The 13,679-nt window shown below is 57.0% G+C and carries 8 protein-coding genes, 1 rRNA gene and 1 riboswitch; of the genes, 5 read left to right on the plus strand and 4 right to left on the minus strand.

Translation table 11 applies throughout. The annotated features are described in order from the left end of the window. Window positions 1-90: ribosomal RNA gene (gene rrf / locus ABU178_RS02280) — 5S ribosomal RNA — on the plus strand; the annotation flags it as partial. A gap of 82 nt (window positions 91-172) precedes the next feature. On the opposite strand, the gene ABU178_RS02285 is transcribed toward rrf, so the two are convergent. From ABU178_RS02285 to ABU178_RS02295, 3 genes are read right to left on the minus strand one after another with little or no spacing between them, the layout of a single operon-like run. After that, complete coding sequence (locus ABU178_RS02285; protein ID WP_397211589.1) at window positions 173-1,831, minus strand: M28 family peptidase; 1,659 nt, start codon at window positions 1,829-1,831, stop codon at window positions 173-175. Then, on the minus strand, window positions 1,818-2,621 hold the full coding sequence (locus tag ABU178_RS02290) for a transporter substrate-binding domain-containing protein (protein ID WP_397211591.1): 804 nt from the start codon (window positions 2,619-2,621) through the stop codon (window positions 1,818-1,820). Before ABU178_RS02290 ends, ABU178_RS02285 begins: the two co-directional genes overlap by 14 nt. Then, window positions 2,621-3,808, minus strand: a complete 1,188-nt coding sequence (locus tag ABU178_RS02295; RefSeq protein ID WP_397211593.1) for a M20 family metallopeptidase — start codon at window positions 3,806-3,808, stop codon at window positions 2,621-2,623. The genes ABU178_RS02290 and ABU178_RS02295 overlap by 1 nt, the downstream gene beginning before the upstream one ends. 172 nt (window positions 3,809-3,980) lie before the next feature. Between ABU178_RS02295 and ABU178_RS02300 the strand changes: the two genes are divergently transcribed. The 3 genes from ABU178_RS02300 to metH all read left to right on the plus strand — a co-directional run bounded on the left by ABU178_RS02300 (window position 3,981) and on the right by metH (window position 9,649). After that, window positions 3,981-4,832, plus strand: a complete 852-nt coding sequence (locus ABU178_RS02300) for a LysR family transcriptional regulator (protein ID WP_397211595.1) — start codon at window positions 3,981-3,983, stop codon at window positions 4,830-4,832. A 107-nt stretch (window positions 4,833-4,939) separates the two neighbouring features. Beyond that, window positions 4,940-5,869 carry a homoserine O-acetyltransferase MetA gene (metA, locus tag ABU178_RS02305; protein ID WP_397211597.1) on the plus strand — a complete coding sequence of 310 codons (930 nt, stop codon included), beginning with the start codon at window positions 4,940-4,942 and terminating at the stop codon, window positions 5,867-5,869. Window positions 5,870-5,965: 96 nt separating this feature from the next. Next, on the plus strand, window positions 5,966-9,649 hold the full coding sequence (gene metH / locus ABU178_RS02310) for a methionine synthase (protein ID WP_397211599.1): 3,684 nt from the start codon (window positions 5,966-5,968) through the stop codon (window positions 9,647-9,649). Between the two features lie 65 nt (window positions 9,650-9,714). On the opposite strand, the gene pgi is transcribed toward metH, so the two are convergent. Further along, window positions 9,715-11,361 carry a glucose-6-phosphate isomerase gene (gene pgi, locus ABU178_RS02315; RefSeq protein ID WP_397211601.1) on the minus strand — a complete coding sequence of 549 codons (1,647 nt, stop codon included), beginning with the start codon at window positions 11,359-11,361 and terminating at the stop codon, window positions 9,715-9,717. A 248-nt stretch (window positions 11,362-11,609) separates the two neighbouring features. On the opposite strand from pgi, the gene ABU178_RS02320 reads away from it, so the two are divergent. Further along, window positions 11,610-13,400, plus strand: coding sequence for a cation:proton antiporter (locus tag ABU178_RS02320; protein WP_397211603.1), 1,791 nt, complete (start codon window positions 11,610-11,612; stop codon window positions 13,398-13,400). A gap of 65 nt (window positions 13,401-13,465) precedes the next feature. Then, window positions 13,466-13,660: riboswitch (Lysine riboswitch) on the plus strand. Window positions 13,661-13,679 lie beyond the last annotated feature (19 nt).

The raw sequence follows: 13,679 nt of genomic DNA on the forward strand, positions 1-13,679 counted from the left end.
ACCTGACCCCATGCCGAACTCAGAAGTGAAACGCCGTAGCGCCGATGGTAGTGTGGGGTCTCCCCATGCGAGAGTAGGGAACTGCCAGGCATCAAATTGCGACGAAGCCCCGTACTGACGTACGGGGCTTTTTCGTATCTGCAAAATCAGATGCCGTTTTTGCAGCCGCTTATTAAAGCGGCATCCCTTCCTGTAACAGCAGCAAGCAGCTTTCCAGCAACTCCAGCGCCCGATCGCACTGGCGACAAAACTGCGTCTCCAGCATCAGCCAGGAAAGATCATCGCTCTGCTCATGATAATGCCCGCGCAACAACTGCAAACCCGGAAAAGCGCCGCCGTGATAGCTTAGATCGGGATGAAAATCGTCGCCGGCCCGATAGCGTACCCGGTGAAGCAGCCCAACGGTTTGTTTCAGACGTTCAGTTGCGATTTCCTCTTGCGGCAGCGCCTGCTCCAGCGCGACCAGCTTCTGCATGATCGTCTGTAAATCGAATGCCGGATCCAGCTCGCCCTGCAATTGTGCCAGCGCATCGCGCATCGCAGACAGATAGTGGGCGGCATCAAGCGGTAAATCAGTCTCAAACAGCAATGCGTCCAGCCAATGGCGATGAATATTGGCGTCACGCCACAAATTTGCCGCATCCACCTTATCCAGCGTATCTTCCTCAGTATGCCACCACCAGCCGCCGCCACTGCCGGGAGAGAGCGAGGTACGCACTTCCGGCTCTTCACGCAAGGCAAAGTGCAGGGGGATATCCACCCCCCAAAACGACTGATCGCCACCTTTACCCAGCGGAGTGATACGGCTGGCTGGTTTACCTGTCTCGCTGAGCAAGGCGTGATTGAGGAAGGCGATCGATTCCGCACCGCTGGCATTAATCACAATCTGTGAACCCTCAAGGCACCCCGGCGAGTCGACATTGATATGCGCCAAGCAGTGCTTTATCAACTCAGCACGATAATGATCGGCATACCAGGTGGAACCACCGTAGCGGGCGTTTGAATGCCCTGGCCACCAGGCGATGCGCAGGCCGCGCTTCATTGGCCGCTTTTGCTGCGAATAACAGATGGCCATGGCGAGGCAAAGGGCATTACCCGTCGCGTTATCGGTCACGCCTTCATGCCAGGAGTCATAATGCGAAGAGAGCAAAACGAACTCCTCAGATTCACCGGCAATCTCTACCACCGGCAGCGAGCAGGTCGCCACATGCTCACGCACGTCGGTCGCCAGACGCGCAATATGCGTTGCCTGCTGCAACTGCTGTAACAACATTTTACCCTGCTGCTGATTGATGGCCGCAACGGGTAAAGTTGGATAGCGCAGCCGATCGTCCGGCACCGGCGTACCCCAGATAGGACCGACAGTCTCCTCATGCAGCGCCTGTTCAGCCGATCCCCAGATATGGATCAGTCCCAGCGCGCCGGCGCGCATCAGGCGCTGAACATAATCTTCATATCCCTGATCGGCGACGACGATTTTTCCGCGCACCGTTACCGCCCAGTCGGCAAACTCCTTTTCCGCGACAGAAGCCAGCGAGCGGGCGTCATAGACCAGCTCCGCCTCCACACCCTGCGGGCAGTGTGCGGAGAAGGATCGCGTTTTAGCCGCGATATGCCATTCAGGATCGTCCATCAGCGTTACTGAAGCGGCGAGCGGATCGCTCAGGTAAAGCGTACAGCGCTCCCGCTTTACCGGGATCTGATATGCCGTCAGCGTGTTACACAGAATATCCACGCTGCGCTCGGCATCCGGCGAGCCTGACAGGCGATGCAGATACTGAAACTGTTCCAGCAGCCGCCACATCACCCCTTGCAACTCACTCGGCAGCATTGGCCGACTCCGTGCGCGTCACCTTCATCTCCAGATTGCCAAAATAGTGCTGCTTCACTTTTTCCCAGGTGCCGTCCGCCATAATTTTTGCCAGACCCGCATTCAGCAGCTTCTGCGTTTTCTCATCACCTTTGCGCACGCCATAAGCCGAGCCGATGCTGAACAGCAGATCGTCACGCACTTCCGGGCCGGTCAGGGCAAAATCTTTGCCCTCTGGCTTATTCAGGAAACCAAAAGTCACCGCCACGCCCGGACTGAGCGCGCCATCCAGACGACCTGCCGCCAGATCCTGGTAGATCACATCCTGATCGGGATACATCACAATATCGACCCCTTTCGGTGCCCAATATTTGTTGGCGTACATCTCCTGAATAGAGCCTTGCTGTACCGCAATATGTTTGCCCTGCAGCGATGCCACATCAGGCATCAGGTTGCTGCCCTTGCGTGCCACCAGCTTGGTAGGAATATGATAGATAAAATCGCTGAAATCGATCGCTTTGCGGCGCTTAGCGGTCGCGCCCAGCGGAGAGATAAAATCAACTTTCTTCGCCATCAGCGACGGGATTTCCGCGTCGAAACTGCTGACCACATATTCACACTTCATCTGCACTGCCTGACAAACGGCGTTGGTGATATCAATTTCAAAGCCGGTGGGCGTGCCGTTCTGGTCGCGATACTGGAAAGGCGGGTAGGTTAAATCCGCGCCCACGCGCAGCGTTTCTCCCGCGGCGAGAGCCTGAGCGCTGAGCGTCAGGGTCATCATGGCTAACAGGGTTAACGATTTTTTCATCACTTCTCTCCGGTAGAATAATGGTGGGCTTTCCAGGCGTTGAACTCATCGCGGACGGCCTGTAAATGGGATGGGTTTTGCAAATCTGCCGCGGTCATCGCCAGCGCTTTTGCCGCGTTCAGCATGGTTTGCGTGCCGGTAAGGGAGCCAGCCGCATCGGCAAATTCCGGGGTATGAGGGATCGCATCGCCAATACGCAGATAAGGATGGATGGCGGCGGTGATCTGGCTGACATTACCAATATCAGAAGATCCGACGCCGCCGCGCTCCGGCGCTGCTTCCACCGTCAGGCCGAGCTGCTCGATATTGCCCTGAAATAGCGCCGCCAGCGCCAGGTTATTGTTGCGCTCCGCGTAGGTCAATCCTTCTTCGATAGTCAACCGGGCGCCGCTCATGGTCGCGGCAGCCTCGGCGGCGGCGAACACCTTTTGCCGCACTACCTGTAAGCCGCCTACCGTTGCGGCACGCAGTAGAAATTTCGCTTCGGCAAAGGCAGGAACGATATTAGTGGCACTGCCGCCGTTGGTAATGATCCCGTGCACACGCACATCGTCGGTAAAGAACTGGCGTAGCGCATTAATGCCTACAAAAGTCTGAATTACCGCGTCCAGCGCGCTGATACCCAGATGAGGCGCCGACGCGGCATGCGCGGCTTTACCATAAAATTTAAACACCGCATCCACGCAGGCTAACGCGCCACGCGTCATCATATTTTTCTCGCGCGGATGGAACATCATTACCGCGTCCACATCGGCAAACACGCCGCTGTCAGCCATGATGATTTTACCACCGCCTTCTTCTTCAGCCGGGGTGCCAATCACCTCAATAATGCCGCTGAAGGAGCCGGGGTTCTGCGCCAGCGCCAGCGCCGCGGTGACGGACGCGGTGCCGATCAGGTTATGTCCGCAGGCATGGCCCAACTCCGGCAATGCATCATATTCCGCCAGAAACGCGATACGTGGACCCGGCTTACCGCTGTCAAAGGTGGCGCGAAACGCGGTATCCAGCCCGGCCAGCGAATGTGTAATGCTGAATCCGGCCTCACGCAGCGGCGCAATCAGCGCGGCGGCGGAGTCATGTTCATTGAAGCTAAGTTCAGGCCGGGCATGAATTGTCAGCGCCAGCTGGCTCATCTCTTCCGCAATCTGATCGACCGCATAAATAATTTTATCTTTTTGCTCGTTCATGGTGCGTCAGCAAGGCTCCTTTCACCAGGGTGGTGCGAGTAATACATTGAAAAATAATTGATTGTCCAGATATATACCGCTTTCGCTAAAAAGCCCAATTCAGTGTTTTTATGACTTGCGCCGCGCAGGCAAAAATTATTTTATGGATGCAGATGAATAAGGCGGGTAGTTTATGAACGAGAAAGACTGGTTGATTATTCATACCGTCTGGCAGTACCAGAACATTACGCGGGCGGCGGAGCAGCTTTTTACCTCGCAGCCTGCACTCAGCTATCGACTAAAGCAAATCGAGCGCAAGCTTGGCATCGCGCTGTTTGCAGAAAGCGGGCGCAGCCTGAGCTTCAGCGCGCAGGGGCGCTATCTGGCGCAGCATGCGCAGAAAATGCTGCATGAATCGCAGCAGCTGCGCGAGACGCTGCGCAGCCTGAACCAGCCGCGTCAGGGCGAGCTGCGGTTGGGCGTTACCAGCAACTATGCGGCTTACCGGCTGCCGGAGATTCTGGCGCGTTTCAGCGAGCAGCACAGCGGCATTCGCGTTAACCTGGTCAGCGGGCTGAGTGAGGAGATGCATCAGAAGCTACAGCGCGACGAGATCCATGCTGCGCTGGTGAAGGATGATTACCACTGGCGCGACGGCAAGCGGCTGGTGGACATCGACGATTACTGGCTGGTAAGCCTGCATCCCATTGACCTGCGCCTGCTGCCCCAGCTACCGCAAATACGCATCAATCACGGCGGGCATATTACCCATCAGATCGAGCGCTGGTGGAACGCCAACTACCAGCTGGCGCCGCGCGTGGCGATGCAGGTCGACAAACTGGAGGTCTGTCTGGCGATGGTGGAGCGGGGACTGGGTTACGCCATTGTCTCCAGCTATCAACCTTTGTCGGATCGTCTGTGGAGCATGCCGTTGCAGGTGGCGGGCGAGGCGTTGAAGAGCCGCACCTGGCTGCTGTGGCGACATGCCAGTCGTGAGGCGTCGGTGATTCTGCCCTTTGTCGAGATGTTTGCCGATTTAAGCTGAAACATTTTCATTTTCTGCATGAAGACTCGACATCGCCGGAGCACCAGGCTAAGGTTGGGCATCTGGATGTCTAAACGTTTATACGGTTGTAAAGAGGTAAGCAGGCTATGCCAATCAGGGTTCCCGACGAATTACCGGCAGTGAATTTTTTGCGTAACGAAAATGTCTTTGTGATGACCTCGTCGCGCGCCAGTGTTCAGGAGATCCGTCCGTTGAAGGTGCTGGTGCTCAATCTGATGCCAAAGAAGATTGAGACGGAAAACCAGTTCCTGCGTCTGCTTTCCAACTCACCGCTGCAAATCGATATCCAGCTGCTGCGCATCGACAGCCGCGAATCCCGCAACACGCCGATGGAGCACCTCAATAACTTTTACTGTAACTTTGAGGATATCCAGCACGACAACTACGACGGCCTGATCGTCACCGGCGCGCCGCTGGGGCTGGTGGATTTCAATGACGTCGCTTACTGGCCGCAGATCCAGCGCGTGCTGCACTGGGCAAAAGAGCACGTCACCTCCACGCTGTTTGTCTGCTGGGCGGTGCAGGCGGCGCTGAACATTCTCTACGGCATCCCTAAGCAGACGCGGGAAAGCAAGCTCTCCGGCGTATATGAGCATCAGATACTGCATCCTCATTCGCTGCTGACGCGCGGCTTTGATGACAATTTCCTTGCGCCACACTCGCGCTACGCCGATTTTCCGTCGCAGCTGATCCGCGATTACACCGATCTCGAGCTGTTCGCCGAGTCGGAGCAAACCGGCGCTTATTTAATGGCAAGTAAAGACAAACGTCTGGCCTTTGTCACCGGCCACCCGGAGTATGATGCGCTCACGCTCTCAGGTGAATATCACCGCGATTATGAGGCGGGTCTGCAGCCGGAAATACCTTATAACTACTTCCCGCAGGACAACCCGGAACTGCCGCCGCGCGCCACCTGGCGCAGCCACGGCAATTTACTGTTCTCCAACTGGCTGAACTATTACGTGTATCAGATCACGCCGTTCGATCTGCGCCATATGAATCCTACCCTCGATTAATAAAGCCGCAGGTAAGGTTGCTTTTACCCGCCTGGAAGTTGTGCCAGTATGTCTGGCCGGCATTTCAGCCAGGCGATTGACGTGGATGAGGCAAGAGTGAGTAACAGAACTAAAGCGCTGCATCAGCAGCTCGCGCAACGCATTATGGTGCTGGATGGCGGCATGGGCACCATGATCCAGAGTTACCGGCTGGACGAGCACGATTTTCGCGGCAGCCGTTTTGCCGACTGGCCCTGCGACCTGAAAGGCAATAATGACCTGCTGGTACTGAGCAAACCGGAAGTAATCAGCGAGATCCATCACGCTTATCTTGCTGCCGGCGCCGATATTCTGGAAACCAATACCTTCAACTCCACCACTATCGCCATGGCGGATTACCAGATGGAATCGCTGTCGGCGGAGATCAACTACGCCGCGGCGAAACTGGCGCGCGCCTGCGCCGATGAGTGGAGCGCGAAAACGCCGGAGCGTCCGCGCTATGTCGCCGGGGTATTAGGGCCAACCAACCGCACCTGCTCCATCTCGCCAGACGTCAACGATCCCGCCTTCCGTAACGTCACCTTTAATCAGCTGGTCGTGGCCTATCGTGAATCAACGCGCGCGCTGATAGAAGGCGGCGCCGATCTCATCATGATTGAAACGGTGTTCGATACCCTGAACGCCAAAGCGGCGATCTATGCCGTGCAGAATGAAATGGAAGCGCTGGGCGTCGAGCTGCCTCTGATGATTTCCGGCACCATTACCGACGCCTCTGGCCGCACACTCTCCGGTCAAACCACCGAAGCCTTCTACAATTCGCTGCGCCATGCGCAGCCGCTGTCGTTTGGTCTTAACTGCGCGCTGGGGCCGGACGAGCTGCGCCAGTATGTGGCGGAACTGTCGCGCATCGCCGAATGCTACGTTACCGCGCATCCGAACGCTGGTTTGCCGAACGCCTTTGGCGAATACGATCTCGACGCCGACGTGATGGCGCAGCAGATTGGCGAATGGGCCAGAGCGGGATTCCTGAATATTGTCGGCGGCTGCTGCGGCACCACGCCCGCGCACATTGCGGCGATCGCGGATGTGGTCGCGGATGTGAAACCGCGCGCGCTGCCTGAGCTGCCGGTTGCCTGTCGCCTCTCTGGTCTGGAGCCGCTGAACATCGGCGCAGACTCGCTGTTCGTCAACGTGGGCGAACGCACCAACGTCACCGGCTCGGCCAAATTTAAGCGTCTGATCAAAGAAGAGAAATATAACGAAGCATTGGATGTGGCGCGTCAGCAGGTGGAAAGCGGCGCGCAGATTATCGACATCAATATGGATGAGGGGATGCTCGACGCCGAAGCGGCGATGGTGCGTTTCCTTAATCTGATTGCTGGCGAGCCGGATATTGCCCGCGTGCCGATCATGATCGACTCCTCCAAATGGGAGGTCATTGAAAAAGGGCTGCAATGTATTCAAGGCAAGGGAATCGTTAACTCGATCTCGATGAAAGAGGGTGAAGAAGCCTTTATTCATCATGCGCGCCAGGTGCGTCGCTACGGCGCCGCCATGGTGGTGATGGCGTTCGATGAGATAGGGCAGGCGGACACGCGTGAGCGTAAAATCGCCATCTGCCGTCGCGCCTATAAGATTCTCACCGAACAGGTTGGCTTCCCGCCAGAAGATATCATTTTCGATCCGAATATTTTTGCCGTCGCAACCGGCATCGACGAACACAATAACTACGCGATGGACTTTATCGGCGCCTGCGAAGATATCAAGCGCGAGCTGCCGCACGCGATGATCTCCGGCGGCGTCTCGAACGTGTCGTTCTCCTTCCGTGGCAACGATCCGGTGCGCGAAGCGATTCACGCCGTATTCCTCTATTATGCCATCCGCAACGGCATGGATATGGGGATCGTCAACGCCGGTCAGCTGGCGATTTATGACGATCTGCCCGCCGAGCTGCGTGATGCGGTGGAAGATGTCATCCTTAACCGCCGTGATGACGGCACGGAACGCCTGCTGGCGCTGGCGGAAAAATACCGTGGCAGCAAAGGCGATGGCGCGGAGGATAAGCAGCAGGCGGAGTGGCGCAGCTGGGAAGTGGTGAAGCGGCTGGAATATGCGCTGGTAAAAGGGATCACCGAGTTTATTGAACAGGATACGGAAGAGGCGCGCCAGCTCGCGGCCCGTCCCATCGAGGTGATTGAAGGGCCGTTGATGGCGGGCATGAACGTGGTCGGCGATCTGTTCGGCGAGGGAAAAATGTTCCTGCCGCAGGTGGTAAAATCGGCGCGCGTAATGAAGCAGGCGGTGGCTTATCTTGAGCCTTTCATTGAGGCGAGCAAAGAGGCGGGGCGCAGCAACGGCAAAATCGTGCTGGCGACGGTGAAGGGCGACGTACACGACATCGGCAAAAACATCGTTGGCGTGGTGCTGCAATGTAACAACTATGAAATTATCGACCTCGGCGTGATGGTGCCGGGCGAGAAGATCCTGAAAACCGCGCGTGAAGTGAATGCCGATATTATCGGTCTTTCCGGCCTGATTACGCCGTCGCTGGATGAGATGGTGAACGTGGCGAAAGAGATGGAGCGCCAGGGCTTTACCCTCCCGCTGCTGATTGGCGGGGCGACCACTTCGAAAGCGCATACGGCGGTAAAAATCGAGCAGAACTACAGCGGTCCGACGGTCTATGTACAGAACGCGTCGCGTACCGTGGGCGTGGTGTCGTCGCTGCTGTCGGCCACGCAGAAAGAAGATTTCGTGGCGCGCACGCGCAAAGAGTATGAAACGGTACGTATTCAGCACGCGCGTAAAAAGCCGCGTACCCCGCCGGTCACCTTGCAGGCGGCGCGGGAAAACGATCTGGCGTTTGACTGGGAAAGCTACACGCCGCCAGCGGCGCACCGTCAGGGCGTCAGCGCCGTGGAGGCCAGCATTGAAACGCTGCGCAACTACATTGACTGGACGCCTTTCTTTATGACCTGGTCGCTGGCGGGCAAATATCCGCGCATTTTGCAGGATGAGGTGGTGGGCGAAGAGGCGCAACGCCTGTTTGCCGACGCCAATGCGATGCTGGATATGCTCAGCGCACAGGGCACGCTGAAGCCGCGCGGCGTGGTAGGGATTTTCCCCGCCAACCGTGTGGGCGATGATATTGAGATCTACAGTGATGAGCGGCGCGATCGGGTGTTGTGCGTGAGCCATCACTTACGTCAGCAGACGGAAAAAACCGGCTTTGCGAACTACTGTCTGGCCGATTTCGTCGCGCCGAAGTCGAGCGGCAAAGCGGACTATCTCGGGGCGTTCGCCGTGACCGGTGGGCTGGAAGAGGATGCGCTGGCGGAGGCGTACGACAGGCAGCACGATGATTACAACAAGATCATGGTGAAAGCGATAGCTGATCGCCTGGCGGAAGCCTTTGCAGAATATCTGCACGAGCGGGTTCGTAAGGTTATCTGGGGCTTTGCGGCGCATGAAAACCTGAGCAACGAAGAGCTGATTCGCGAAAATTATCAGGGAATACGTCCGGCGCCAGGTTATCCGGCCTGCCCGGAGCATACCGAGAAGGCGGCAATCTGGAAGCTGCTGGACGTTGAGTCAGTTACCGGTATGAAGCTGACGGAATCTTTCGCCATGTGGCCAGGGGCGTCGGTTTCTGGCTGGTACTTCAGCCACCCGGATAGCAAATATTTTGCCGTGGCGCAGATACAGCGCGATCAGGTAGAAGATTATGCGGCGCGTAAAGGAATGCCGGTAAGCGAGGTGGAGCGCTGGCTGGCCCCTAACCTTGGTTATGATGCGGATTAAGATGTAAAACGAGCAAGCAAATAAAAAGGCGGCGATGACGCCGCCTTAACTCAATGTCAGTGCAATTATCGCCAGCTTTTATAGCGATTAATTAAGCCATTGGTGGAAGCGTCATGGCTGCTGATTTCGCTATCATTTTCCAACTCCGGCAAAATACGGTTCGCCAGCTGTTTACCCAATTCCACACCCCACTGATCGAAGGTGTAAATGTTCAGGATGGCTCCCTGAGTAAAGATTTTATGCTCGTAGAGCGCAATCAGCGCGCCCAGGCTGAACGGCGTGATTTCACGCAACAGGATGGAGTTGGTCGGACGGTTACCCTCGAACACCTTGAACGGCACGATGTGCGCGACGGCGTCGGCTGTTTTCCCCGCATCGGCGAACTCTTTCTCTACCGTCTCGCGTGATTTACCAAATGCCAGCGCTTCGGTCTGTGCGAAGAAGTTGGAAAGCAGCTTCTGATGGTGATCCGCCAGAGCGTTATGAGTCATCGCCGGGGCGATAAAGTCACATGGAATCAGCTTGGTGCCCTGATGGATAAGCTGGTAAAACGCATGCTGACCATTGGTGCCCGGCTCACCCCAGATGATCGGGCCGGTCTGGTAATCCACTGGGTTGCCTTCGCGATCGACATATTTGCCGTTCGACTCCATGTTGCCCTGCTGGAAGTAGGCGGCAAAGCGGTGCATATATTGATCGTAGGGCAGGATCGCTTCGGTTTCAGCGCCGAAGAAGTTGTTGTACCAGATGCCAATCAGCGCCAGCAGCACCGGCAGGTTCTGCTCCGGCGGGGTAGTGGCGAAATGGTTATCCATCGCATGCGCGCCGCTCAGCAGCTGGGTGAAGTTGTCAAAGCCGATGGAAAGAATAATCGAGAGACCGATTGCCGACCAGAGCGAGTAGCGGCCACCAACCCAGTCCCAGAATTCAAACATGTTATTGGTATCGATGCCAAATTCACCCACCGCTTTGGCGTTGGTGGAGAGGGCAGCGAAGTGCTTCGCCACATGCTGCTGATCGCCCGCCGCGTTCAGGAACCAGTCGCGCGCGCTGTGGGCGTTGGTCATGGTTTCCTGAGTGGTGAAGGTTTTCGAGGCGACCAGGAACAGGGTGGTTTCCGGGTTCACCTGTTTCAGCGTCTCGGCGATATGCGTGCCGTCAACGTTGGAAACGAAATGCATCGTCAGATGATTTTTGTAGGGGCGCAGCGCTTCGGTCACCATAAAGGGGCCGAGATCGGAGCCGCCGATGCCGATGTTGACCACATCGGTGATCGCTTTACCGGTATAGCCTTTCCACTCGCCGCTGATGATGCGCTCGGAGAAGCCTTTCATCTTATCCAGCACCGCGTTGACTTCCGGCATCACATCTTTGCCATCCACCAGAATCGGCGTGTTGCTGCGGTTGCGCAGCGCGACGTGCAGGACGGCGCGATCCTCAGTGCGGTTGATTTTCTCACCGGAGAACATCGATTTAATCGCACCGGCCAGATCGGTCTCTTGCGCCAGCGCCTGGAGCTTATCGAGGGTTTCCTGCGTAATACGGTTTTTTGAGAAATCCACCAGCATCTGATCATCAAAGGTGGCAGAGAATTTCGCAAAACGATCGGCATCCTGGGCAAACAGGTCAGCGATCTGCACCGCCTTCATCTGTTCAAAATGCTGCTGCAGCGCTTTCCAGGCTGCGGTTTGTGTCGGATTGATATTTTTCATGGCAACACTCTTGTTGATTTAAAAACCCTAATTCCTTCCGGGCGCCATCTTACCTGCCTGCGGCCTTACACTTTTCGTTTCCTACAACAGGTTGCGACTATGATTAGGCTATCCCGCTGCGTCACTGAGAGCAGCCTGGGGAGAATCTCCCCGCATATTGCCCGGAAATCGTTATCATTCAGGCTGCGGCCCATAAGCCGCTTCGCGTTTCAGTATGACCATTCTTGCTATGTAAAGGAAAAAATTTTATGGAGTTAACGCCCCCGCTGCTGTTGGTCATCATTGGATTCAGTTCCCTTGCGGCCCAGTGGGTCGCCTGGTTATTGCGGCTGCCTGCCATTTTACCGCTGCTAATTTTCGGCATAATACTGGGTCCGCTTACCCATGTTTTACAACCTGATGCGCTGTTCGGCGAGCTGTTGTTTCCGCTGGTTTCCCTTTCCGTCGCGATTATCCTGTTTGAAGGCGCGCTCACGCTGCGCTTTGAGGAGATCCGCGGACTCGGCGGCGTGGTGCGTAATTTGGTCACCGTCGGCATGCTGGTGACTTTTCTGGTGATCAGCCTGGCCTGCTGGACGCTGCTCCGCTTTCCGCCAGAGCTGGCGGCGCTGGTCGGGGCGGTAACCGTAGTCACCGGGCCGACAGTGATCGCGCCGCTGATGCGCGTGGTGCGTCCCAAAGCCGCCATTAATCAGGTGCTGCGCTGGGAAGGGATCATCATCGATCCGGTAGGCGCGATTTTTACCCTGCTGGTGTTCGAGTTTATTGTGCTGCGTCAGGAAGCTGAATCCTTAACGCATCTGTTCTGGACTTTCGGACTTACCCTGGTGGTGGGTTTAGTGCTGGGGGCGCTGTTTGGCTGGCTGCTGGGTATAGCGTTGCGGCGCGTCTGGCTGCCGGGCTATCTGCAAAACTTCGCCGTGCTGGCGATCATGCTCACCGCCTTTGGCTTCTCCAACTACCTGGCCGATGAGTCGGGTCTGCTTACCGTGACCGTGATGGGCATCTGGCTGGCGAACATGCGCGATGTGGAGCTGACTGAAATTATCGCCTTTAAAGAGGAGCTTTCCGCGCTGCTGATCTCCGGGCTGTTTATCATCCTGGCCGCGCGTCTGGACGTGAATGCGCTGATCGGCATGGGCTGGCCGCTGGTGGGCGTGCTGCTGGTGGTTCAGTTTATCGCGCGTCCGCTCTGTATCGTCCTTTCGACTGCCGGTTCGACGCTGCACTGGCGCGATCGCCTGCTGCTGAGCTGGATTGCGCCGCGCGGCATCGTGGCGGCGGCGGTAAGTTCTCTGTTCGCTCTGACGCTGGCGCGCAGCGGCTATCAGGGCGCCGATCGGTTGGTGACCGTGGTGTTCGCGGTGATTATCGGCACCGTGGTGTTACAGAGCCTCACCAGCCGACCGCTGGCGCGCTGGCTGCGGGTGCAGCAGCGCAAGCCGCGCGGCGTGCTGATTGTCGGCGCCAACACCTTTGCCCGTACGCTGGCGGCGGCGCTGCAAAAGCTCGATATTCCGGTGCAGCTTACCGATAACAGTTGGGAGTATTATCGCCAGGCGCGGATGGAGGGGATTCCCGCCTATTACGGCTACGCATGGTCGGAACACGCGGAAAACTTTCTCGATCTCAACGAAACGGCGCAGGTGCTGGCGCTATCGCCTAACCGCCATCAAAACGCGCTGGCGGTGTACCACTTCAGCCATATTTTCGGTCAGAAAAACGTGGCCGCTATTCGTACCGGAAACGCGCTGCGCGGGCGACGCGCTACTGAAAACCCACGCTTCCGTCGTCAGGAGACGCTGTTTGCCCCGGAGCAGACGTTTAGCCATTTGAGCAGTCTGATCGCCCATGGCGCGACGATCAAAGCGACGCGCCTGAATGAAAATTTCGGCTGGCTTGAGTATCTGGAAAAACATCGGGGCGTGATTCCGCTTTTTGCCCGGCACGAGGATGGTAAACTGGTGGCCGTCAAGGCAGAAGCTGCGCCTGAGCTGCCCTGTACGCTTATCGCCCTGGTACAAGATGATATTTCTTAAACGGCAGGCGTTGACAGCGAGCCAATTACCCGATATTTCTAAGCGGCTACTTGCGCCTCCGTGCGCAAGCCAGAAGAGGCGCGTCGCCCAGGCAGTGTGTTGGAGGAGCCGTATCCGCAGAAAACACATCAGGGGGAGCGACGCCGAGGTGGAGCAACACGCGGTGTGTTGCGCTGTCGACTGCAGGGGCTGAATCCTCTGAGTTGTCACCAGAAACGTCCGCAGTCGGACGTTTCGCAAGGTGGGGCGCTTCTGGGTGACTCGTCTGTTGATCTGGTC

The organism is Pantoea osteomyelitidis (assembly GCF_044342975.1).
GTDB classification, from domain to species: domain Bacteria; phylum Pseudomonadota; class Gammaproteobacteria; order Enterobacterales; family Enterobacteriaceae; genus Pantoea; species Pantoea osteomyelitidis.